We start from the raw sequence: 22,574 nt of genomic DNA on the forward strand, positions 1-22,574 counted from the left end.
GCGGCGCTCAGGACCGGGCAGGACTTCTATCTTCGGATTGTGACTAGTCATAATGGGCACATTACCTCGCACACTTGTTAAGTGGGAGATCGTGTCCGGATATTTATGGGGCCATTACAGAAGGATTGAAACCCCTTCTCGACCGCTTCGGCAACGATCCTAACTTCCACCTTATCCTATTCACGCTTGACGAGACGGCTTACTCGAGAGAACTTGGTCCTTTGGCTGGCGTGTACCCATCCCTCTGGTTGGGGTCCCCATGGTGGTTTCACGACAGCATTGAAGGATTTCTTCGGTACCGTCAGCAGGCGACCGAAACAGCTGGCTTTTATAAATATGCCGGGTTTGTCGATGACACACGCGCGTTCTTTTCTATTCCCGCACGCCATGATGTGGCCAGAAGACTGGACGCGGCGTATCTCGCAAACTTGGTAGTTACACATCGGTTGACCGAGACTGCCGCTTTCACCCTGATCAACGACTTCGCGACGCATCTGCCGCGGCGGGCTTATTGCCTCGATGGAGTGAATCCCAGATAGGGAAACTTTCAAGACATCCACAATCGAAGACAGCGTTCCGAGAGCTACGACGGTCTTGAGTCAATGGTTTTTGACCCACTCATAAGGTAACGAGCCACGGTCCACGAGTGCTGGGCGCCCAATAGATGCAGACTTGATCACGCAAAGGTCAAAGCCAACGTCCGAAGAATGTCGCGTGCATTTTGCAGCGGCTGGCGGTTTTCTTCGATCGCACACACAGCTTGTCATGTCCGGTGCGACGAGTTTTTCGTGAATTGTCTGCGATCATGTTACCTGCCTCAGTGTATGGCCAGGTGTTGTCGTGGGCCGCGGTTCCCGGCTAAGGCGGAGAGAGCACCGGTCGAAAGTCTGCGTGTCACCTACACGGTTTAACAGCCTAAATGCTGATGATGTCGCCAGACACGTAAGTCGGCGTGCATCCGAACGCGAGCCCAGATGTAGGGATGCGCGGTTGGTTATGCGGAGAATGTAGCCAAACCATTGCATCGCCAATCGACTTGCGGAAGCAAGGTAACAGACTTCAAATTTTACCAATACGCTGACGTCCAGCATATGAGCGAGGGAGACATGCTGACCAAGAGAGGTGAACAGTTCGGGGACGAATAGCTTATCCGCGCTACTTACTCGGCTCAGCATTACCACTGGCTTCTGCTATTTTGCTGTCATTCTCGGCGCCTGCAACGGAGAGTGGTCGGTTATAGCCTGTCGAAACGCTTGGACTCGCCGTTGGCGCTGGCGGAATGCATTCAGCCATTCAGAACGGGAAACCGCTCCCGGGCTGCATTCACCACGCCGACCGGGGATGATAACGCAAGTGAAACCTAACGAAGGCCGCTGCGCGAGTAGCGCTGACGAGTTATCTCATTGCATATGGCTCACAATCGCCACTCTTTGAAAAATTGGAGCGAGAGCACTACGGCAGGTGGTGGGGGTTTCGAGAAGGCCTGCGTCTATCGCCTTGTAGCTCGACAAACGCAACAACGATATTGATGAGAAGTGTGACAAAGGAGAATGCCAGTGACTATGCCAGCCGGAAAAAATGCCAAGATTGCCTTAGTAACAGGTGGCAGTCGTGGAATGGGCCGAAGCACGGTACTCAGCTTGGCCGCACGTGACGTCCAAACGATCTTCACCTACAATTCGAATAAAGCCGAAGCCGACAAGGTCGTAGCATCAGCGGCGCTGGCCGGGCACCGTGCGGTCGCTCTTCAACTTGATATGGGCCAGGTGGGTTCATTTGACGCGTTTGTCGAGGACCTGCGTGGGGCATTGGATATGCTGCATGCGACACGGCTTGACTTCCTAGTCAACAATGCAGGAATGTCACTGCACAAGCCCTTCGATCAGACCAGCGTCGATGATCTTGATCTCGTGTTCCGAGTTCATTTTCAAGGGGTCTTCTTTCTCATCCAGAAGCTTCTGCCGATATTGAACGACGGTGGGCGGATTATCAACATTTCGTCGGGCCTGACCCGGTTTACGTCGCCGGGCATTTCCGCATACGCCTCGATGAAAGGTGCGGTGGAGGTCCTGACTCGCTATCTCGCAAAGGAACTGGGCCCGCGCGGGATCACAGTTAACACAGTAGCCCCGGGCGCGATCGCGACAGACTTTAGCGGCGGCATCGTACGAGACAATCCTGAGCTGAACCGACAGGTGTCGGCCATGACCGCATTGGGACGTGCCGGGCAGCCCGATGACGTGGGCCCGATGATTGCTGCCCTATTATCCGACGACAACCGGTGGGTCAACGCCCAGCGGATCGAGGTTTCCGGCGGCATGGTGATCTAACCGAGCCCTTGAAGAATCGGAAAGACCCAATCATTCGCCGTTCGGCCGGCAGCGGGTAACACCGCAAGCTACAACAATGCCATGACGGGCATTGTGGCAAGTTTGGTTGCTCGCGGATTCTTCTCCCTCATTTCCACCGGTGTCCGTCGAAATTTACTCCCATTTGAGCGCCACCTGTGGGCTGCCGTCTGCCTGGTCTGGCGGTGGCTTTGACAGGTGGTCTGTTCGGCGGCGGTACTTGAGGTTTGCTCGCGCGACGAGGGGAAAGGCGAGAAGCTTTGGACGGCTTTCTAATCGGCCTGCGCAATACGCAACAGTAGGAACGCGACGAGGCGACGCCAATCTGGGTGCGGACCGCATTGTTGTTGTGCCCAGGAAATGGCAGATCCCCAACGTCTGCTTTACTCAAAGAAGAACAGTTCAATCGCTCAGCAGCGGTTTTAGAGATCGGCAACCTACTGTGCTGGCGCGTCGAGATCGTTAGCCAGGAGGCGCAACAACTTGCCTGCATCCGTTCGAGCGGTGATCTCGCGCAACGGATCGTTAAAACGGGTTTCTGCGGCGTTCAGCTTGGCGCGTCGGCAGAAGGCCGCGATCTGACAGTATGGGGACCGGTTCTTGCGACCGCGTGCTCGTCACGGCAAGCGGCGTATGTGACTTGAACTGCGTGACGATTCGGCACCCGGCCTTGTCCAGCTTGTCCTACCAGCCAAAAATTGTGAGATAGCCGAGATCATAGACGTGGGTCCCGCCCAGCTGTATCGGCATCTCTTTCGCAGCGGCAATGTCGTTGATATTGGCGGGTGTGACGGCCGCATAGATCGGCCTCATCCTCAGCATCGTGGCTGACATGGACTTTTGCGCGGCAGGCCCGATGGAAAAAGCGCCTACTGCGACTCGGTCACGGTTGACATGATTGGGACCACAATATGCTATTCACTCCGCATCCCAAGCTTGGCGATGGTACGACATATGCAATATAGCCTTATTGACGTGTTTCTCGACTGCACTGACGGAAATGCCAAATTGGTGGGAGATCTCTTTGTAGGAGAGCCCATCAACGCGCCGCAGCAGGAAGACCGTTCGCGTTCGCGCGGGCAAAGCCGCGAGCGCAGCGAGGGCTGCTGATAGGGACTGCCTGTCTTCCAAGATTTGATGGGATGAACAATCTAAGCCACCATGCAGGTCGGGCTCAAATGAAGTATGAAATGCAGCGCATCTGACGACACGGCGACGATGTCGATCCGTAAGTACACTTCCAGCAATGCGATAAAGGTAACCGCCCGTATTCGAAATTGTTTCAGGGAAGTTGCAGGACACGATACGTAGGAGAACATCTTGGACCAGGTCGTCTATCTCGCATTGGTCAGATATCCTTCGCCTAAAGAATGCTCTTAAGGCGTCTCGCCGGGATGTAGCATCCTGAATGAGTTCAGCTTTTTCTACGGCAGCATGCTGTATTGATCGGTCGTAAGGTCGCTTTGGAGTAATGCTTTGCGTGCTGACAGCAAGCTCTGGAAGGTCGCCACAAACCCGTTTTGAAGAACTCGTATGTGACGGGTGACAGCTAAAGTTTTGTGATAACATTTGGGTCTCCCTGCAGTGGGTCGTAGAACCAGTACTGCCGGTTCTTGCACCATTATGCCGAAGGACCACCGTTATTGGTGAGTTGTGAGTTGTGAGTTTTCGTTGGTTTGTAATCTCGATGTAACGCGAGCGGATTACACGCCACGCTCAAACATGAAATGTCGGTAATTCGCACCCCGTTGTTGTCTTGTATCCCTTTTGCATCGTTCGTGAGGAGATAAAGGAGATGGAAAATCATGAGGGAATCCAACACCCCAACACTCTGCGATTTGGACCTTTCACGCTACATGTTACGGAAAGACGATTGGAGCGCGACGGGCAAGCTGTTCCTCTGGGATCTCGCGCACTCGACTTGCTCATCGTCCTAACCCGCCGCGCCCAGACAGTCGTCACCAAGGACATATTGATGGAAGAGGTCTGGGCCGGGTTCACGGTAGACGGGTGTAACCTACGCTACCAAGTCGCAGCGCTGCGCAGAGCCTTGGCAGACGGCGTTGACGGCGCGCGTTACATTACTACGGTGCCCGGGAGAGGATACTGCTTCGTCGCCGTCGCACGGGGTGCGAATCAAGGTGCTCTACCGATCGACTATAGTGAGGGGGATAATCTCCCACAATCTTTGGATCAGATCATTGGTCGCGACGAAGACTTGGCTGTGGTGACTGCAAAGTTACTGTCCGAGCGTTTTGTTTCAATTGTAGGCACAGGAGGCATCGGTAAAACGACCGTGGCGGTAGCGGTTGGCCATACGTTACGCTATAATTTCAGCGACCTGGTTCGCTTTGTAGAGCTTGGGTCGGTGAGCGACCCCCGCCTTGTGACAAGTGTTGTAGCAACGACTCTTGGACTGGTCGTGCAGACCGATAATTTGCTGAACAACATCGTCGCTGCTGTTCGCGACAAGCACATACTGCTTATCTTCGACAGCTGCGAGCATGTAGTTGACATGATTGCCCCTTTGATCGAAACGATTCATGCGCAGGCACCTCGGGCGTACATCCTTGTAACAAGCCGCGAGACGCTTCGGGTGATGGGTGAGCACGTCCATTGGCTACGGCCGCTTGCCACTCCCGCGCAGGATGCGATCCTCACCGCATCGGCCGCTATGCGATACCCCTCGATCCGACTTTTTGCTGAGCGCGTTGACGCCGCTGAAGGTCGGTTTGTTCTTAGTGACGAGGACGCGCCAATCGTCGCCACCATCTGTCGACGGCTTGACGGTATCGCGTTGGCGATCGAGTTCGCCGCAGGTCGTGCTGGATCATATGGCGTCGCGATGACTGCGCAGCTTCTTGAACGTCAGTTTCACTTACAGTGGCAGGGCCGACGCACTGCTCGACCCCGTCACCAGACGCTCGAAGCAGCGTTGGACTGGAGTTATATGTTGCTTGCGGAGACCGAGCGTCTGGTCCTTATACGACTGTCAGTTTTCGCGGGAGTATTCGATCTGGACGCGGCAACCGCAGTCGCGATCGACGGCGACCTGGCTGATGCGGCCGTCTTGGAAGCCATTGCTAGCCTCATTTCCAAATCTTTGATCACGAGGGTAGCTGGCGACTCCACACGAAGGTATCGGCTCTTGGATACAACGCGTGTTTATTTACTGAAAAAATTACTTTCTAGCGACGATGCTACCCCCGCAAGGTGGAGACACGCCAGCTACCTGCTTCGCTTCTTTAACAGTGAGAAGAACGCCGCCGCCAGACTAACACAGGGCGAGGCATTCGCTAGATATGGCTCGTCTGTCAACGACGCCCGTCTAGCACTTCAATGGTGTCTGGCAGAGGGGGGAGAACCAACTATTGGGGCTGCTTTGGCGGCGGCGGCGGCGCCGATTTTGCTACTCATGGCCTTGCTTACTGAATGTAATCGTTGGATGGAGGAGGCGATTGCCTCTTTGAACCAAGAAGCCCTCGGGACGCGACTTGAAATGGAACTGCAAGCCGCGCTGGGACAGTCACTGATGTGGACGGAGAGCAGCAGCGAACGACTATTTGCCGCGAACGATCGAGCGCTCTCCATTGCCGAGCGCATCGAGGGACCCGAGTATCGGCTGTGGTTAATTCGGGGTTTGCACTCCTATTTTCAGAGAATTGGCAGCTACAACAAAGCACTTGCATATGCCGAAAGTTGTCTCGCTCTATCAGATCAGCTCGGCGAAGAGGCGCGACATTTGGCCCTCTCGCTTCTTGGTATAACCCGGCACAGCATGGGTCTGAACGAGCAGGCGCTTCGCGATCTCCGCGCCTCGTTGGCGTTGCCGGAGGGTTCTCAGAGCGCCAAAGCCGTTTACTTTCTGCTGGATTACCGTAACAGGGCGCGTTTAGCCCTTGCCCGCAGTCTTTGGATTAGCGGCTATACAAACGAAGCCTTGCGGGTAAGTGAGCAAGCGCTTTCAGAGGCTGCGGAATTGCAACATCCCGTCGCGATATGCATGTCGAACGGATGGACGTCGTCGTTATTCCTTTGGTCTGGCGATCTGGAACGAGCAGAGCATCATATCGATCTGTTCTGGGACATGATCCAACGGCACTCATTTGCGGGCGGCGAGGCAAACTGGCTTGGCGTAAAAGCGGTTATTGCGGTTGCAACGGGACGCGAAGCTAATGCAGTCGATATTCTTCGCCACTGCATCGATACCTTGCAGCGGGAAGAGTATCTCTTCCTGCTTCCTAATTTTGAGATAGCCCTTGCCGAGGGACTGTTGGCTACTGATCGAGCCGAGGAAGCGCTAGTTTCAATCGATCGTGCCTTAGCCCGGACTGAGTTATGCGGAGACCTGTTAACGAGGCCTGAGATGCTGAGAGTGCGCGGTGAGATACTTGCGGAGATACCAGACGTCCGAGCCAGCGAGGTCGAGGCCTCAATCAAAAGTGCTCTCAATCTTGCCAACGCGCAAGGCGCTTTGGTGTGGGAGCTTAGGGCGGCAATAAGCTTAGTTAAAGTGTGCGATACGACTTCAGGCGGTGTTGCTGCGCGTCAAATCCTTGCGTCAGTGATCGACCGATTCGGCGAAGGCTTTGACCAACCCGACCTTGTGGCTGCTCGGCGGATACTCGCTGCGCCGTAAACACGTGAACAGCCGATTTTTAGCATTTCGCCAAAAGCTCGCCATAGCAATCTGCAGTGCTCACGGCTACGGTCATTTTGGAGCTTTGGAGCGTTGTATCCGGAAGTTAATGAATCTGGACTGCCATTGAGTGTCGAAAGTGACTAGCCAGCCGACGATAGCCTCCAACTGTGCCGCAAATTCCGATCTCGAGCCGCGGAGGGCAAGGCAGACGGTTAGGGGCGGCGATCGGCTTCCTCACCTGGAAGCTTTCCGATTTGCGTCAAAAATGTCAGATTATCTTCAAGATGCCAGTTGTCAGTGATGCGACCATTTCGGACGCGTACAATATCGGTCGCAATGAAGTCAACACGCTGACCAAAACCCCTAGTACCCTCGAACATACCAGTAAATGTTCCAGTAAATCGCAAATGCGAGACGACGCGATCGGAGATCACGAGGCGCTGGACTACAGCCACATTCAGGTCTGGCACCGCACCTAAGAGAGTTTTGGCGGCAGCAGCGGGACCGTTCGGGCCTTGGGAACGCCCCGGCGGCAATGTGTGGTCCGTAAATCCTCGGTCAATCGCTGCCGAAAGCAAGGTACCGCTGCCATTAGTCCAGAAGCCATAAAAATTCTCGACCGGCTTGAGTAAGGCAGCGCGGCGTTCCTTGGAAATGTCGGCCGCGACAATCAACTCTAGGGGTTTTGCCATTGCAACCGCAGTCACATCGTCGACCTGCGCGGCCACTGCGGGACAGGCGAAAGTCGCCGCCGCTGCTATCCATAAGGGCATCATCAACCCCCCCTTTGGCTTCAGAGCACCAGGGAGTTTACGCCCTCGCTTGCGAATAATGAGTGCCGCAATGGCTTTGCGACTGGAGGGATAATTGGATCGTTTGACCGCCGCTCCATTCTGATCGCGGCTGGTCCATTCATCTTTGGACATTCGGACCTTGACCAACGATGCCTCATCGTATGGTGGGTACAGGGGGATGGTGCTCGACATAGCTGCTCCTAAATCATGGCGTGGTGGACGGACGGCCCTGGGGGAAGAGGCTGTCCGTCCGTTGCATGTCCGGCCGACCGCCGAGGGAGGCTCGACGTCGTCTCGTCCGGATGACACAAACTGCGAAGGGCTTGTGTCAATAGTAGAGACGCAACCGGTCAGAAACCCCACACCTTGAAGAGATCAAGTTAGCGATCGCGGCCTTACGTTGGCAGTTACGCCCAGAATCGCCTCGGCGATAGCGTGCGTTCACAATCAGTGGTCAGGACCGCGCCATGTCACTGAGCGGTCCAGCGGAGATTGGTTTCCCCTAGATGCTTGAGAAGCGTCAACATCACTGGTTTATTTGCAATCGGGATGAGGATTCCGACCACTGCCGCGTCTAGTGTTACGAGGCCTAACCGTAACGACGGAGGTAACAGATGCTGTGTTCTAGGGCCCTGATAAGCTGGCGGGAAAGCCTGATCGACGACATTTACACGACTGCTCTCGACTTCAATATTCTGCCCGTTGACGGCTTGTTGGGTTACCGCACGAGCAGGTTATCAAGCGGCTTTTACACCCATACTGCACGCCACAGTTCGTAATCCTATACCTTTCGTCCCGTTACAAGCGAAAATTGCGAAGACTGCTACCATCACCCTCACGTAAAATCAGAACTAGGCCCGAGCCAAACGGACATGTCAGCTCCCCAGGGCCAAATCGGGCACGGATTTTACCAATCATTTCTCATTTGAAGACCAGCTCAACTTCGTAGCGCCACTGTTCCACAATTTTTCTCGATCGCGAAGTCGTGCGGTCCGCTATTTCGACAACTAAACATCTTGATTGGAGTAAAAAATGAGCCAGAAAGCAATCGGAGTAATCTACGCTTTGGCGTTGCTATTGCCGGGCATCGCCACCGCGGAACAGGCGAGTTTGCCCGTCGCCGAACAGCATTTCACACGAGGCAACGCTATCGCGATGGACCGTATGATGACAGCCATGCACCTGCCGTCTAGCGGGGACGTCGACACTGACTTCGTGAACATGATGGAGCCGCATCATCAAGGCGCAATCGATATGGCGATCCTCCAGCTCCGCTATGGGCGCAATCCTAAATTGCTCCGGCTGGCGCAAGAGATCATCGTTGAACAGCGGCAAGAAATTGACGCAATGCGACTGGCACTTGGCCGGCCGCTTCTGTCGCCATCGCCGCTGCCGGGGCGTCAATTGGTACTCCAGACGGCCCCCATTCACTACCACGCGGAGTCAAGGCCATGACCCCTTTGAAGATTGCGTTGACGCTCACCATCGGGTCGTTGCTTGCAGCTACTCCAGTCTATTCTGGCCAAGCTCCGTTCGCCGCCTCGGCCCTTGATGTCCCCATTAGTTCGCGCGATCGCGTCTATGCTGCGGAGCAGTTTTCTAACACCGTCTCGGTAATCGACCCGTCCAGCAACCGTTTGCTCGGGGTGATTCGTCTTGGCGAGCCGCAGCCCACCAACTTTAGCCCGCTCTACCGTGGACAGGTACTGGTGCATGGCATGGGGTTCGCGCCGGATGGCAAGACCATCGCGGTTGTCTCGATCGGATCTAACGGAGTGAGCTTCATTGATACCGCGACCAACATAGTGAAACAAACCACCTATGTCGGCCGCGCGCCACATGAGGCCTTCTTCACTCCTGATGGCCGGGAGGTCTGGGTAACAGTGCGCGGCGAGGACTATGTTGCGGTCCTCGACAGCGCAACATACAAAGAGATCGCGCGAGTGAAGACACCGGGCGGCCCTGGGATGACAATCTTCTCGCCCGACGGTCGCCTCGCCTACGTATGCTCGTCCTTTAATCCTGAACTCGTCGTATTCGACGTGACGAGCCGCACCGAAGTCGGTCGGGTCGCGCAGCCAAGCCCATTCTGCCCAAATATCGCCGCCACTCCCGATAGCAAGCAGGTTTGGTATACACTAAAGGACGTCGGTAAGGTCGTTGTCATTGATGCGAAGCCACCGTTCGCGACCCTGAAGGTCATCGATGCAGGTCCGATCACCAACCACGTCAACTTCGTCGACAACCGGCACGGCAAGTTTGCCTACATCACCGTTGGAGGTCTGAACGAGGTGCAGGTGTTCCGGCGTGATAACTTCACCAAGGTCGCAACAATCCCGGTAGGTGCGCTGCCGCACGGCATCTGGCCGTCCGGTGACGGCCGCCGCATCTATGTTGGGCTCGAGAATGGCGACGCCATGGTTGCCATTGACACGCTCACTAATCAGGTCGTGGCCACCATTCCGATTGGGCAGGGAGCACAGGCGGTCAACTATGTACCCAACGCTGTGCAGACCGGAACGGGTTTAGCCAGCCTTGAGCCTCTTGGCATCGCCGGCAATGCGAAACATATAGCGCTCGCCGCCTCCGGCGATAAAACCAGCCCACCAACAACTAGCGTCAGCCTTTTCGATCAGGGATTGGTGCAGGTCCTTGAGGCAGGAGTAACCGGCCTCGCCCCGAAATCGCCCTACGTCCTCGGTCTCACGTCGAAGCCCGATGGCAGTGGAAGTTTTGAGCCGCTTGCCGCCTTCACTACCAACGCCGCGGGCGCCGCGATTGTCAATGCAACCGGCCGGATCCGCACCATTGTCGAAGCGGACAGCCCCTCACTGCGTCGCTACCTCGTCATCGTTCAGGGTACGCCAGGCCGGCCCGGTGTCGCCGTTCAGGTGCAGGTCAATTGATTAGTACTACCCCCAGTGACTTGCCTTTTCTGTAGTACGCAATCGGCATCGATTTTTCCGAAGTTATGAAACTAAGCCGTCAACCGGAGTTGATTATGTTTGCGGAGATAAATGGAACGCGGATTTTTTTCGATATCGAAGGGACGGGTCTCGCGTCTTCTGACGGTGAATTAACAGCTAAGCCGACACTGGTAGCGCTTCACGGCGGCCCAGGATTCGATCACGGGTATCTACGCCCCGGCCTGTCGGCACTGAGTGAAATCGCGCAGGTGGTCTATGTAGATCTTCGGGGACAAGGTCGCTCTGATCGCCCTTCACTCGAAACATGTACACTGGAACAAATGGCCGATGACATTGCGGGCTTGTGCCTCTTCCTCGGCATCGAAAAGCCAGTGTTGTTTGGACATTCGGCTGGTGGGTTTGTCTCGATGCACATTGCACTTCGACATCCGCACCTTCCCAAAGGTATGATCCTCTCAGGGAGCTCGGCCAGTATGAAGCCAGGGCAAGAGGATGGCGGTGAACACCCCCCTCCACTTGCCTCTCGTGCCAGCTCAGACGTCGTCGAGACAGCGGCGCGGGTATTTGCCGGAGATATCACTGAAGAAAGCGTTGCCGCCTTTTTAAGGAAAGTCGGTCCCTTCTACGGCGGCCCCGCCCACATGCAAATAGTCAGCGAAATATTGCGACTTACAACTGCAAATATTGATATAATGAAGCACTTCATGGTCAGTATCGGTCCGCGATACGATCTTCTAGCTGACCTTTGCAGAATAGACGTCCCAACCCTTGTCATGGTTGGAAGGTACGACTGGATCTGCCCACCTAGAGCCAGTCGCGCGATCGCTCGCGGGATTCCGGAAGCGAGGATTATTCAATTCGAAAATTCGGGCCATTTCCTATTTTCGGAAGAACCCAATGAGTTCTTATATCGAACGCGACTGTTTTTGGACTCTTTAAGGTAGCCGCGTCACTTCACGATCTCTGGCCATCTGGCCAGGGACCACCGGTTAGAAGCTGGCCCCACATACCTGTGGGGACGGTTTCGCATGTCTGGTCGAAGTCTCCGGGTTTTCGCCTTTTTTAGCGCCAGAGTGGAATTGAGTTTCTCAACTGCTTTGCTCCAAAGGAAAATCGGTAAGGACTTCGACGCCGGTCGCCGTCACTCGCAGCATATGTTCACATCGCACGCCGCCGACGCCGGGGACATAAGCGCCCGGTTCGACCATGAGCACCATATCCTCTTCGATTGTTCCGTGCTCACCCTGTACGAGACGGGGCCATTCATGCACTGATGTTCCGATGCCGTGCCCCGAATGATGAGGGTACTCCAGACCCATTTTTCGCATGTGGGCGCGAAGACTCGTATCAAAGGCGTGGACCGTAAGCCCGGATCGCAACGTCGATATGGCGAGCATCAGCGTCTCGTGTACACTTTTGTAAATTGAGCACCACGCTTCGGACGGCGCCCCCAGTGTGAAGCTGCTGCAACTATCGCCCCAATATCCCGCAACGCGAGGCGCCAGATCGCATAGGATGGGGTCACCCCCCAAGAGCCGACGCGGCCCCGGGTTTGTCCCCAGCATGGCTGTGTGGTTGACGCCACCGAGAAATTCCCCCGCAAGTGCACATCGTCCCCCAGCCTCCTGCTCCATCACGGCACGTATTGCGTTGAGCACCTCGACCTCGGACATGCCTACACGCGACAAACTGCGCGCGGCAATCTGCCCTGCGCTGGCGACCGATGCCGCGGAGCGTAGAGCGATAAGCTCGGACGGGGTCTTTATTGCGCGAGCCCGTTGAAGCAGATGATCGACGGGAACTGTCATGGGCATCAAATCGTCAAGGCTAGCAGGCTGAGTCCCTAACTGGATTGCCAAACACCCACCAACATCCAAGTGTCGCATCATTCGTTGGACAGCCGTTCGGTAGCTGGTGACTTGATCGACCACACCGCCTGCAAAGCCCGTGTATACTTCCGCATGTAGAGCGTCCGGCAGGTTTGCCGCCTCGACATTCGAGCAAACAAGGCCCACTTCGCCTTGGCGTCCAACAAAAGCGAGTGCGGGTCCGCCTGTAAAAGGCGACGGGCCAGTTTCAATCGGGATGACCTGACCGGTAGCATAGCAGACCGCATCCGGACCGCTAAGCACGGCCCAGTCTGCACCAAGTTCACAGAGAACGTTATGAATGCGGTCTTGCCGGTCCGTCGTCACAGAGCTGGTTCTTTCTTTTTGGGCATCGAAATATATGTGGTCTTAATTTCGAAGAGATGGCGTTGTGACGGCCTACCACTCTGCCACCGCCCCGTCCTTATGCCGCCAGACCGGAGCACGCCAACGATGGCCGGTTTGGGCAGCTTCGACAACGCAAGACTCATCGATTTCGATACCGAGGCCCGGGCCGGTGGGTATGAGCAAGTGACCATCCTTCAATGTAAAGCCACGCTCCGGAAGCATATAGTCAGCCAGGTCGCCTTTTTGATTATAGTGAATACCAAGGCTTTGCTCCTGAATGAAGGCGTTGTGGCACACCGCGTCGACCTGCAGACATGCAGCCAGCGCGATCGGCCCCAGAGGGCAATGCGGAGCGAGCGCCACGTCATAGGCCTCGGCCCAATGACCGATGCGGATTGTCTCCGATATCCCGCCGACATGGGCAGGATCGGGGTTTATAACCTGCGCAGCCCGCCGTTCGAACACCGGCTTAAAATCATAGCGCGAATGCAGTCGTTCTCCGATGCACAGGGGAATTGAGGTCGCACGCGCCAGATCAGCCATCGATTCCACCATAGCCGAAACCACCGCATCCTCAACAAAGAGCGGCCGCAATGGCTCCATTTCCTTCAAAAGGACACGGGCCATCGGTAGATGCACGCGGCCGTGAAAATCAAATGCGAGATCCATCGTCGGGCCAACGGACGCGCGTAGATCGAATAGCCGTTTCAGAATCGTGTCGACCGCAGCATAGGTATCGACGATCTGCAATTCCTCGCATATGTTGAACTTGACCGCATCAAAACCACGTTCTCGCATCGCCTGTGCGCCTTCGATCAGACGTTCTGGTCTGTCTCCGCCAATCCAGCAATAGCTGCGGATGCGGTCGCGCACAGGCCCACCGAGAAGCTCGTAAATCGGCACACCCAGCGCCCTGCCCTTGATGTCCCAAAGGGCAGTATCGATGCCGGCAATCGCGCTCATCAGCACGGGGCCACCGCGATAGCAACCGTTGCGGTAGAGCATCTGCCAGATATCCTCGACGCGTCTTGGATCAAGGCCGATGACGAAATCAGCGATTTCGGCAATTTTAGCCGCGAGCGTTTCAGCATGCCCTTCAAGGACCGGTTCGCCCCAACCAGATATACCTTCGTCCGTTTCCACCTTCAGAAAGAGCCAGCGGGGAGCAACCAGAAACGTTTTAAGCGCGGTGATCTTCATTTCAGGCGTCCAAGGCAACAATAGTGCCACGGGCAACGAGCCCGTCGATCTGGACTTCACCAAAGCCTTCCGACCGCAGGATTTCACGGCTGTGGGCACCATAGGCGGGTGCGGACGTCATTTTTTGCGGGCCGACGGCGGGAAAGCGGATGCCGGGCGCGACGGTGGTATAGGTTCCGCCTTTGGGATGGTCGAGCTCGATCAGCATTTCGCGCGCCTGCGGGTGAGCAAGGAAAGACGCGTAGTCGTTGGCCACCATGCACCAGACGCCAAGCGGTGAAAGCAGCGCATCCCATTCGGCGGCCGGCGCGTGAACCAGTTTGGCGGCAACAGTGCCGACGATCTCATCGCGCCATGTGGTCAACGCCGCGACATCACCCTGCGGTGGACGCGTCGCCTTCAGTGTCGAAAGGGCGGGCAGGTCAAGCGCCCGTGCCAACACGTCGAGATCGGCCTGCGCTATAGCGAAAAAGCCTTCCCCGCACTTATAGAGCCCATAGGGCGGTTCTTGATAAATCGACACCTGGGGCTGGGTTCCGCGAACTGGGGGTGCATCGGCGGCTAGGAAGCTCGTCACTTCCTGGCACTGCATTTCCATGATGGCCCCCATCATCGAGACCTTAACCTCCTGGCCTCTGCCGGAAACACCGCGCGCGACAAGTGCTGCCAGTACACCTTCGCACACCATATGCGAGGCCGTGACATCAACCATGTAAAGTGGCGACGCTGCTGGCAGTCCATCGGCGGTTCCGCCATTGAAGGCCAAGCCCGTGAAGCTCTGCAGCAGCAGATCCTGTCCAGGACGATCTTTCATCGGCCCTTCGTCGCCATAGCCGGTAATTGAGCCATATACGAGACGCGGATTGCGAGCTGATAGGCTCTCGTAGTCGATCCCCAGCTTTTTTGCCACATGCGGGCGGTAGTTCTGGACCAGAACATCGGCGCCCAGAACCATTTTGTTCAGCACATCGCGGCCTTCCTCCGATTTAAGATCGAGCACGAGGCTGCGCTTGTTGCGATTTAATGTCACGAAACAGGTGGCATCGCCAAATCGGGTCACGCCGGCCATCGGCGCATGACGGGCGAAGTCCCCGCCACCCGGTGCCTCGATCTTGATCACGTCGGCGCCCATTTCGGCCAGTCGCTGCGTGCACAGCGGACCTGCCATTGCGATCGTTAGGTCCAAAACGCGAAGTCCGGTCAAGGGGCCTTTTTCAACGTTGTTCTCGGTCATTTCATTTGTCCTTCAATCCGTTTGGCCTAACGCCCGCGAAACACGGGGTCGCGCTTTTCGCTGAAGGCGGCCATGCCTTCACGTGCGTCCTCCGTCATCATGCAAAGCGTGTATCCGTCGTTTTCCCAAGCAAGCCCCTGCGCAATCGATGTGCCTTGGCTTTGCTTGATAATTTGCTTGGCTGACTGGACCGCAATCGGCGGGTTGAGGGCCAGTCGCGCTGCGATCTTCCGCGCCTCGGACAGCAGTGCGTTAGGATCAACAATCCTTTGAACCAGCCCGACACGATATGCCTCTGCAGCGTCAAAACGGTCACCCGTCAGGATCCACAAAGCCGCGTTACCGTAGCCGATGAGCCGGGGCAGGATGGAGGTGTTGCCGGAGCCCGCATGCCAGCCCCGCTGGACTTCGGGCGCGCCGAAAGAGGAGTTGCGGGTCGCGATACGGATGTCGCAGCACATCGCCACTTCGAGACCTCCGCCGAGACAATAGCCGTCGATCGCGGCAATCGCAGGCTTGCGCAGGCCGAGAAGGGGCGCAATGTAGTCGCGGTCGTAGTCGGCTCGGTTGCGGCCGTCCCATGGCGTGCCGAGATCATCCAGAGCGTTAACGTCCGAGCCCGCAGAAAACGCCCGCCCGCCGGCACCCTCGATGATGAGGACCTTGATACTGGCATCGGTGTCGATCCGGCGAGCCAGTTTGGCTATCTCGCCGCCCATGGCGGCGGTGATGGCGTTGTGCTTGGCCGGCCGGTTCAGCGTGATAAAGGCTATCCCCTCTTCGACGCGAAACAGGATGTGATCTTCGCTCAATTGTCGGTTCTCCGATTGGGGCCGGTCAGCGTCACGCGAACGGACCAGCGGTGGGTGACGTGTGACTCAACAGTTTTGGCCTGACCGATTGCCTCGGCGGCTGCAAGGTGATCCGCCGCAGCCGTCGCCGGCTCCAGCGCTACCTGATGAACGGGATCATGCGTAGGCCAGCCGCCGTAGGACAACCAAAGACCGAAAGCGGGAATACCGTCCCAGCAAAACCGAATGCCGCCATCCGGATTGACGATCTCTGCGGACGCGACGGTTGGCGTCATAGCGTACGATTTCAGCGCGAACCCGTCGCATGCCGTACCGATAAGGCTAAGATCGCGCGCATGATGATGTGGCCAATCAAATGGTGCTGAATTCGCGATCATCTCGTCAAGGCCCGAAAGCACGATCTTGTCCTCGAGCGTGGTGGACAGCAGGCAATGCTGACTCCAGAGGTAAGCAAAAGGCACGGCAGCGCGGTTTGTCACGGCATAATCCGCCGTCAAAGTTGCATCCTGCAGGCTGAGCTTGCGCACGAAACGAAATGCGGGAGAGACATACTGCGTCTCGATGCGGTCGACTGCAGCCTCCACCACCTCCCAGGCCTTACCCCAAAGAAGGCCGTGGTCGCGCAGCTTGCCCCAGGACGGATGCTCGCACGGCGCAACGGTGGGAAAGCATTCATCCCAACCGCACGCTTCGGCCGCTCCATAAATTGCGTCCGCGCCTGTGTCAGGACTAAGATCGCCCGGTATCAGCCATTGCCGGCCGGTAGAGCGATCCCACAGTTCCGTCACCCTCGCGCCATACTCAGGAACAATTGTGAGACGAATTCGATCGTTGGCGAGTGTCAGTGTCATCACGCCGTCCCGGACGTGGTGAGCTTGGCCTGACGCTTTTCCGCCATAGCCATCCGCCATTGGCCGATCGCCACCGCTAGGACGAGAAGCAGACCTTTGGCAACGAGCTGGTAGAAAGTGGGAATACCCAGGAGGTTCATTCCGTTCGACAGCACGGCCAAAAGCAGAACCGCCAGCATCGTGCCAACGATAGTTCCCTTCCCGCCAGCCAGCAGCGCGCCTCCAAGGAACACGGCCGTGATCGCCTCAAGCTCCAATCCTTGCGTTCCGGACGCTGGTTGTCCCGAGGACGTGCGCGCAGTGACAATAACCCCCGCCAGTCCAGAAAGTCCGCCCGACACGGCGTAGATCCAGAGTCGCATGCGGTTGAGATCGATGCCTGCAAGGCGTGCAGCGGCAGGGTTGCCACCCATCGAATAGATCGACCGGCCGAAGACCGTGGACGACATGATAAAGTGCGCGACGACCGCAACACCGACAAGTATGGCGAAGGCGATGGGAAATCCTGGAAATCCGCCGAGTTCGAAAAACCGTCCGGAACCCAGCAGGGCAAACGTCGGATCGAGCACGCCGACAGGACGCCCGCCAGGAGCGATCAGAAAGGCGACGCCGCGGAAGGCTGACATCGTGGCAAGAGTTGCCACCACAGCATTCACCCGCAAATAGTTGATAATCATGGCGTTAATGACGCCAAGTACGAGGCCAATGGCGATGCCGCCAGCCAGGCCGCCTGATACCGCGCCCGTACCTGCAACAAGCATCGCACAAACCACTGAGGCACAGCCGGCAATGGACCCAACCGAAATATCGAGCCCGGCAGACACGATCACCAGCGTCATACCGACGGCGATCAACCCTACAACTGCCATGTTCTGCGCGATGTTAAACAGATTGCGCGACGAAAACAGGAATTCCGTTTGGCTAGAGACGGCCGCCACCAGCAGGATCAGGGCAATGATCAAGGACAGATTTTCTGCCCCGATAAACCGCGTCGCCCGTAGCACAACACTTTCGGATGGACGGCTGTTCATATGTAACTCTCCCGTGGTCATGCAGCAGCTCCCGTACCAAGCGCGTAGGCGACGATGACTTCCTCTGTCGCGTCTTTCTTTTCAATTGGCGGCGATAACCGGCCATCTCGCATCACGACGATCCGGTCCGACAATGCCAAAAGTTCAGGCATCTCCGAAGAAATCACCATGATCGCCATGCCCTGTTTTGCCAGGTCGTCGATTAACCGATAGATTTCGGCCTTGGCACCCACATCGACGGCTCGCGTCGGCTCGTCCAGAATGAGCAAGCGAGGACCAGCAGCCAACCAGCGGGCCAATACGACCTTTTGCTGGTTGCCGCCGGACAGTTTGCCGACATCGTGATTGAGCGACGGCGTCTTCACATTGAGCTGCCGTATGACCGGCCCGACCGCCTCGATCATCCAGGCATTGCGCAAGACACCCCAGCGGGCGAGACGCGAATAGATCGCCATCGATGCGTTCTCAATGACCGAACGGACCAGAATAAGCCCCTCGGCCTTGCGGTTCTCAGGCGCGAACCCGATGCTCGCCCGGATCGCATCGGAAGGCGAGCGGATGTCTACGTCGATGCCAAGCAGCCTAACACGGCCCGTAGTTCTGGGGTATTCGCCAAAGATCACCTTGGCGAGTTCCGTGCGCCCGGCACCCACCAACCCGCCGAACCCGAGAATCTCTCCCGCCCTGATCTTGAACCTGATGTCGCGGTGCCACCGGCTAGATAGACCATCCACCTCAAGGATAACGTCATCGCGCGTTGTCTCGAGGCGCTTGAAGCCGTGAATGAGCTCACGTCCCACCATCAACCTTACGATCCGGTCTTCCGTCGTCTCGCTGGTTACAAGGTCGCCTGTCGGCACGCCGTCTTTCAAGACGATCACCCGGTCGGAGATCGCCATGACCTCTTGAAGACGGTGAGAAACATAGATGATACCAAGGCCCTCCGCCTTCAATTGCCGGATCAGGGCAAAAAGCCGATCGACTTCGTCCGAGGTCAAGGACGACGTCGGCTCGTCGAAAGCCACAACTTTCACGCCGGGCTTCAACGCCCGCATGATCTCGACGATGTGCATTTGCGCGGGCGAAAGACTACGGCCATCGGCATCAATATCGATCATTCCAGCGAAACCGTACCGGGTGAGCAATGCCGTCACTGCCGCGCGCACGGCGGCAAAATCAACCCGGCCAAAACTGCGGCAGGGATATTCGCCGATGAACACGTTTTCGGCGACGGATATATCTGGGACGATTTCCGGCTCTTGGCGCACCAGCCGAAAGCCCGCCCGTCGCGCCTCCAATGGCGATGCGTGCGAGACTTCGACCCCGTCAAGCAACACCTGCCCCTGGTCCAGACGATAGTCGCCGGACAGTATCTTCAGCAACGTGGATTTGCCCGCGCCGTTTTCACCGACGAATGCCACCACCTCGCCCGCGGCTACTGTCATCGAAAGGCCGGACAGCGCCCGTACACCGGGGAAGGACTTACCCACCGCTTTAATTTCGAGCATGGTCATGGTTTACAAATTCCGAAAGAAAAGGACGGGCCGCCGCAACGACCCGCCCGGTCTGAACATTTATTTGCAGGGCATAATATCTGCGTAGCTTGTCGGATCGACTATGGTCGTATTAGCCACAGTCTTTTCCGGCAGCGGTTCGCCTGTCTCGATGGACTTGATCAGTGCACGCGCAGCCGCATCGCCAACATCAGTTCCGCTAATATAGAGCGCGGCCTTGAATCCGGTTTCGATGCCTTCCTTCCAGGGCCGGCATGCTTCATACGCGCCAAGTCCGACCGCAATCACGTCAGATGCGGCAAAACCGGCATTTTTCAGCGCGTTGACGCCGCCCAAAACGCCCTCGTCGTTACATGACACCACAACCCACTTTGCCACCTCCGGATTGGCTGTAATCACCGGGCCGGATGCGGAGAGCGCGACATCAGTGGTTCCGTCATAGGAGACCGGGATGACATTCGCCTCTGTCGCACCCGCAGCAAGCAGCTGCGCTTTCGCAGCATTTGTGCGATCGTTGCAAACTGAAAGCGTATCGAGGTTGATGCTCAAGATGCCGTACTTCGTGCCGCCCGCCCAGCCGGACTGCTTCAGCAGTTCGCCCGCTCTCTCGCCGACTTTCGTCCCCATGGCAGCGCCATCGAAGCCTGCAAAGGGAACGGGCTTGCCGTCACCGTCCTTAAGCGGGTCGTCGGTAGCGATCAGTGGAATGCCGGCCTTGGCGGCGGCAGCAGCAGCAGCAGCGCCCATTGCCTGATCCGGGGCCGTCAGTCCTATCCCTTTTGCACCAGCGGCGATAGCATCAGACACCGCGCTGATTGCAAGGTTGGCGTCGAGTTCAACATTGATGATCTGAGCCTTATAGCCCAATGCCTCCGCGGCTTTGGTGAAGCCAGCGGCTTGATCGATAAAGTACTGTTGGGTGCCGCTCTTATATATAGCAACGACGAGCTTGTCGGCACCAAAAGCGGTACTGGCGAGCAAGGTAACCAGTGTTGTGGCAACTAGGAATGTTTTGGAAATGTTCATTGCATCCTCCTCCTCAGAATGTTTATAGTATTGTCACTTAAACTGTTTATCAGACAAAGGCAAGAGCCGTAAAGGATGGAAAATGGGTAGACTGCAGGGAAAAACCGCGATTGTGACCGGCGGTGGTAGAGGAATTGGCGCTGCTGTTGCTCTTCGGTTCGCACGCGAAGGAGCATTAGTGATGATCGCCGACGTGGACGAAGGTCAAGGCAGAGCAACCGCTCTTGATATTGCGCAAAAGACAGGGGTGAAGGTGATTGCACATCGATGCGACGTTGCCGATCCAGTGTCCGTGGTGGCGATGGTCGACGCTACCCGGAACCAACTCGGCCCCGCCAATGTCTTGGTCAACAATGCCGGAATAGCAGTGTTCAGGGAGCCGCTTGAGATGACCCCTGCCGACTGGACTCGGTGCATGTCCGTGGACTTGGAGGGCGCCTGGCACTGCGCGCGAGCGGTTCTGACTGACATGCTAACAAATCGAGACGGCGCCATCATCAATATCATTTCTAATCATGCCTTTACGGTTATCAAAGACACCTTCCCTTATCCGGTCGCCAAGCACGCCCTCCTAGGGCTGACCCGATCACTGGGGCTCCAATATGCAGACCGGGGCATTTCTGTGAATGCCATCTCACCTGGCTATACCGACACGCAGATTGCGCAGGACGATTTTGACCGCCACCCAGACCCGGCTAGAGCGCGGGCTGAGACCGAGGCGAAACAACCACCAGGTAGGCTTTGCAAGCCTGAAGAGGTGGCCGCTGTCGCCGTGCTTCTGGCATCTAACGAGGCGCGGTTCATGATCGGGGAGAATATCGTGATAGACGGCGGGGTCAGCATCCGGATGTACGAATAACCCCGCCCACTCTAATTCGGCTGGCTAACCGTCGCTCTGCGCTTGCCACCGCCGGCGAGCAGCCGCAGCCGTCAGCGCGGGGCCTTGCCCCCATGGCACGATCCGGTCCAAAGGGACGTGCCAGTAATGCTGTTGTACCAATGCCGACATCACGGCCGCCGATACCCCGAGCAAATTACCCTCGGCATCCAGATTAGCCTCCATTGCGCGATAGGCGCGTTCAGCCGCATTCGTAAATTCCTCACTCGGCAACAGGCCAAGGCGCATACCTCGAAAAAAAGCCGTCGCCATGAAGGCGGCGGTAGAGCTTTCAGGCCCACTTTCGGCTTCGTGCACCATGCAGTGCCAGTTGCCGTCTGGCAGTTGGTAATCCAGCATCCGACGTGCAAGGCGCAGAGCTTCTTCGCGAACGTCGGTGGCCCCAGAGATTCCCTCTGGCAGGTGTTCTGCCACGTCGATCAGACCTAGAAGGGCCCAGCCCTGCCCACGACCCCATCCTTGAGTGTAGGAGTGCTGCGCCTTTTCAAGCCAAAAATGGTTATAAAGACCCGTCGAAGGATCAAGCAGCAAATCGCGATAGCCAAGAATTTCCGACACCGCTGTCTCGGACCAACCTTGACCCGGATCGATTTTGTCGAGATGCGCAAAGAAGGGCGGGTCGAAATGCATGCAATCGAGCCAAATCCCTGGTCCGGGAGACTTCATCTGCTCAGCTTCCGCCTCCGAAAGTTGCACGCCACCATAGGGGAGGCGTAGAGATCGAAGAGAGTCCTCGAACGTCACCGAGACGGACCCCACCTTGCGCCGCGCACGCAAATCGCGGGCCAAGGCAATAACGGCATCCCGCAAGACAGCATCTCCGGTGCGCTCCACCACAACACACATCGCATGACCAGGGGCCGTGTTATCGTCAGGCCTGAAGGGCAACATGCGCGTTGCCCACGCCCGGAAAAATCCGTGGCTGAAGTTGAACCAACCCGGGCTCCCCAGCATATCGGATGCGGCAATCAGCCCTTCGAAACCTACGGAATCGCCGTAGAACCAGCATTTAAAATCATGCGCGCCGAGGCGTGCGGCGACTGCACCGATTAAGGTGTCGGTCAGCTTTACGTCGTTCATC

Annotated in this window: 18 protein-coding genes and 1 pseudogene; 7 read left to right on the plus strand and 12 right to left on the minus strand. The window is 56.9% G+C overall.

Translation table 11 applies throughout. The annotated features are described in order from the left end of the window. Positions 1 to 125: 125 nt before the first annotated feature. Together ACP7E6_RS20215 and ACP7E6_RS20220 are read left to right on the plus strand one after the other, a co-directional pair. Positions 126 to 539, plus strand: a pseudogene (locus tag ACP7E6_RS20215) (glucuronate isomerase); the annotation flags it as partial. Positions 540 to 1,550: 1,011 nt separating this feature from the next. Further along, a complete protein-coding gene (locus ACP7E6_RS20220; protein ID WP_426231508.1) occupies positions 1,551 to 2,330 on the plus strand; it encodes an SDR family NAD(P)-dependent oxidoreductase in 780 nt (259 codons plus the stop codon). Between the two features lie 702 nt (positions 2,331 to 3,032). On the opposite strand, the gene ACP7E6_RS20225 is transcribed toward ACP7E6_RS20220, so the two are convergent. Then, on the minus strand, positions 3,033 to 3,182 hold the full coding sequence (locus ACP7E6_RS20225; RefSeq protein WP_426231509.1) for a hypothetical protein: 150 nt from the start codon (positions 3,180 to 3,182) through the stop codon (positions 3,033 to 3,035). An 84-nt stretch (positions 3,183 to 3,266) separates the two neighbouring features. Continuing rightward, positions 3,267 to 3,917, minus strand: a complete 651-nt coding sequence (locus ACP7E6_RS20230) for an RNA polymerase sigma factor (RefSeq protein ID WP_426231510.1) — start codon at positions 3,915 to 3,917, stop codon at positions 3,267 to 3,269. A gap of 226 nt (positions 3,918 to 4,143) precedes the next feature. On the opposite strand from ACP7E6_RS20230, the gene ACP7E6_RS20235 reads away from it, so the two are divergent. Continuing rightward, entirely contained in the window at positions 4,144 to 6,987 is a 2,844-nt protein-coding gene (locus tag ACP7E6_RS20235; RefSeq protein WP_426231511.1) for an ATP-binding protein, read from the plus strand. Positions 6,988 to 7,202: 215 nt separating this feature from the next. On the opposite strand, the gene ACP7E6_RS20240 is transcribed toward ACP7E6_RS20235, so the two are convergent. Then, positions 7,203 to 7,976 (minus strand): ester cyclase, encoded by a 774-nt coding sequence (locus ACP7E6_RS20240; RefSeq protein WP_426231512.1) that lies wholly within the window; start codon positions 7,974 to 7,976, stop codon positions 7,203 to 7,205. 840 nt (positions 7,977 to 8,816) lie between these two features. Here ACP7E6_RS20240 and ACP7E6_RS20245 point away from each other — a divergent pair. From ACP7E6_RS20245 to ACP7E6_RS20255, 3 genes are all read left to right on the plus strand, one after another. Continuing rightward, on the plus strand, positions 8,817 to 9,239 hold the full coding sequence (locus tag ACP7E6_RS20245; RefSeq protein WP_426231513.1) for a DUF305 domain-containing protein: 423 nt from the start codon (positions 8,817 to 8,819) through the stop codon (positions 9,237 to 9,239). Further along, positions 9,236 to 10,690 (plus strand): YncE family protein, encoded by a 1,455-nt coding sequence (locus ACP7E6_RS20250; protein WP_426231514.1) that lies wholly within the window; start codon positions 9,236 to 9,238, stop codon positions 10,688 to 10,690. The genes ACP7E6_RS20245 and ACP7E6_RS20250 overlap by 4 nt, the downstream gene beginning before the upstream one ends. Before the next feature lie 95 nt (positions 10,691 to 10,785). Beyond that, on the plus strand, positions 10,786 to 11,655 hold the full coding sequence (locus tag ACP7E6_RS20255) for an alpha/beta fold hydrolase (RefSeq protein WP_426231515.1): 870 nt from the start codon (positions 10,786 to 10,788) through the stop codon (positions 11,653 to 11,655). A 144-nt stretch (positions 11,656 to 11,799) separates the two neighbouring features. Here ACP7E6_RS20255 and ACP7E6_RS20260 read toward each other — a convergent pair whose 3' ends face one another. The 8 genes from ACP7E6_RS20260 to ACP7E6_RS20295 all read right to left on the minus strand — a co-directional run bounded on the left by ACP7E6_RS20260 (position 11,800) and on the right by ACP7E6_RS20295 (position 20,595). Beyond that, positions 11,800 to 12,600: a M24 family metallopeptidase gene (locus tag ACP7E6_RS20260; protein WP_426231753.1), complete on the minus strand. Its 801-nt coding sequence runs from the start codon at positions 12,598 to 12,600 to the stop codon at positions 11,800 to 11,802. 378 nt (positions 12,601 to 12,978) lie between these two features. Next, a complete protein-coding gene (dgoD, locus tag ACP7E6_RS20265; RefSeq protein ID WP_426231516.1) occupies positions 12,979 to 14,127 on the minus strand; it encodes a galactonate dehydratase in 1,149 nt (382 codons plus the stop codon). Position 14,128: 1 nt separating this feature from the next. Further along, on the minus strand, positions 14,129 to 15,361 hold the full coding sequence (locus tag ACP7E6_RS20270; protein ID WP_426231517.1) for a CaiB/BaiF CoA transferase family protein: 1,233 nt from the start codon (positions 15,359 to 15,361) through the stop codon (positions 14,129 to 14,131). 26 nt (positions 15,362 to 15,387) lie between these two features. Beyond that, a complete protein-coding gene (locus tag ACP7E6_RS20275; protein ID WP_426231518.1) occupies positions 15,388 to 16,173 on the minus strand; it encodes an enoyl-CoA hydratase/isomerase family protein in 786 nt (261 codons plus the stop codon). Next, positions 16,170 to 17,084, minus strand: a complete 915-nt coding sequence (locus ACP7E6_RS20280; RefSeq protein WP_426231519.1) for a hypothetical protein — start codon at positions 17,082 to 17,084, stop codon at positions 16,170 to 16,172. The genes ACP7E6_RS20275 and ACP7E6_RS20280 overlap by 4 nt, the downstream gene beginning before the upstream one ends. Next, positions 17,024 to 18,055, minus strand: coding sequence for an ABC transporter permease (locus ACP7E6_RS20285; protein WP_426231520.1), 1,032 nt, complete (start codon positions 18,053 to 18,055; stop codon positions 17,024 to 17,026). The genes ACP7E6_RS20280 and ACP7E6_RS20285 overlap by 61 nt, the downstream gene beginning before the upstream one ends. A gap of 17 nt (positions 18,056 to 18,072) precedes the next feature. Beyond that, complete coding sequence (locus tag ACP7E6_RS20290; RefSeq protein ID WP_426231521.1) at positions 18,073 to 19,569, minus strand: sugar ABC transporter ATP-binding protein; 1,497 nt, start codon at positions 19,567 to 19,569, stop codon at positions 18,073 to 18,075. Between the two features lie 60 nt (positions 19,570 to 19,629). Continuing rightward, positions 19,630 to 20,595, minus strand: a complete 966-nt coding sequence (locus ACP7E6_RS20295) for a substrate-binding domain-containing protein (protein ID WP_426231522.1) — start codon at positions 20,593 to 20,595, stop codon at positions 19,630 to 19,632. A gap of 82 nt (positions 20,596 to 20,677) precedes the next feature. Here ACP7E6_RS20295 and ACP7E6_RS20300 point away from each other — a divergent pair, with 82 nt between their 5' ends. Beyond that, positions 20,678 to 21,454 carry an SDR family oxidoreductase gene (locus tag ACP7E6_RS20300; protein WP_426231523.1) on the plus strand — a complete coding sequence of 259 codons (777 nt, stop codon included), beginning with the start codon at positions 20,678 to 20,680 and terminating at the stop codon, positions 21,452 to 21,454. A gap of 24 nt (positions 21,455 to 21,478) precedes the next feature. Here the strand turns inward: ACP7E6_RS20300 and ACP7E6_RS20305 are convergent, their stop codons facing one another. Next, a complete protein-coding gene (locus tag ACP7E6_RS20305; protein WP_426231524.1) occupies positions 21,479 to 22,573 on the minus strand; it encodes a glycoside hydrolase family 88 protein in 1,095 nt (364 codons plus the stop codon). Position 22,574 lies beyond the last annotated feature (1 nt).

The organism is Pararhizobium sp. DWP3-4 (assembly GCF_049898205.1).
In the GTDB taxonomy this organism is placed as follows: Bacteria; Pseudomonadota; Alphaproteobacteria; order Rhizobiales; family Rhizobiaceae; genus Pararhizobium.

Coding starts and splice junctions, on each gene's coding strand:
- ACP7E6_RS20260 (WP_426231753.1), bottom strand. CDS start 12,600: ATGATGCGACACTTGGATGTTGGTGGGTGTTTGGCAATCCAGTTAGGG.
- ACP7E6_RS20280 (WP_426231519.1), bottom strand. CDS start 17,084: ATGGCGGATGGCTATGGCGGAAAAGCGTCAGGCCAAGCTCACCACGTC.
- ACP7E6_RS20245 (WP_426231513.1), top strand. CDS start 8,817: ATGAGCCAGAAAGCAATCGGAGTAATCTACGCTTTGGCGTTGCTATTG.
- ACP7E6_RS20295 (WP_426231522.1), bottom strand. CDS start 20,595: ATGAACATTTCCAAAACATTCCTAGTTGCCACAACACTGGTTACCTTG.
- ACP7E6_RS20240 (WP_426231512.1), bottom strand. CDS start 7,976: ATGTCGAGCACCATCCCCCTGTACCCACCATACGATGAGGCATCGTTG.
- dgoD (WP_426231516.1), bottom strand. CDS start 14,127: ATGAAGATCACCGCGCTTAAAACGTTTCTGGTTGCTCCCCGCTGGCTC.
- ACP7E6_RS20270 (WP_426231517.1), bottom strand. CDS start 15,361: ATGACCGAGAACAACGTTGAAAAAGGCCCCTTGACCGGACTTCGCGTT.
- ACP7E6_RS20250 (WP_426231514.1), top strand. CDS start 9,236: ATGACCCCTTTGAAGATTGCGTTGACGCTCACCATCGGGTCGTTGCTT.
- ACP7E6_RS20230 (WP_426231510.1), bottom strand. CDS start 3,917: ATGTTATCACAAAACTTTAGCTGTCACCCGTCACATACGAGTTCTTCA.
- ACP7E6_RS20300 (WP_426231523.1), top strand. CDS start 20,678: ATGGGTAGACTGCAGGGAAAAACCGCGATTGTGACCGGCGGTGGTAGA.
- ACP7E6_RS20305 (WP_426231524.1), bottom strand. CDS start 22,573: ATGAACGACGTAAAGCTGACCGACACCTTAATCGGTGCAGTCGCCGCA.
- ACP7E6_RS20255 (WP_426231515.1), top strand. CDS start 10,786: ATGTTTGCGGAGATAAATGGAACGCGGATTTTTTTCGATATCGAAGGG.
- ACP7E6_RS20225 (WP_426231509.1), bottom strand. CDS start 3,182: ATGTCAGCCACGATGCTGAGGATGAGGCCGATCTATGCGGCCGTCACA.
- ACP7E6_RS20235 (WP_426231511.1), top strand. CDS start 4,144: ATGGAAAATCATGAGGGAATCCAACACCCCAACACTCTGCGATTTGGA.
- ACP7E6_RS20285 (WP_426231520.1), bottom strand. CDS start 18,055: ATGAACAGCCGTCCATCCGAAAGTGTTGTGCTACGGGCGACGCGGTTT.
- ACP7E6_RS20220 (WP_426231508.1), top strand. CDS start 1,551: ATGCCAGTGACTATGCCAGCCGGAAAAAATGCCAAGATTGCCTTAGTA.
- ACP7E6_RS20290 (WP_426231521.1), bottom strand. CDS start 19,569: ATGACCATGCTCGAAATTAAAGCGGTGGGTAAGTCCTTCCCCGGTGTA.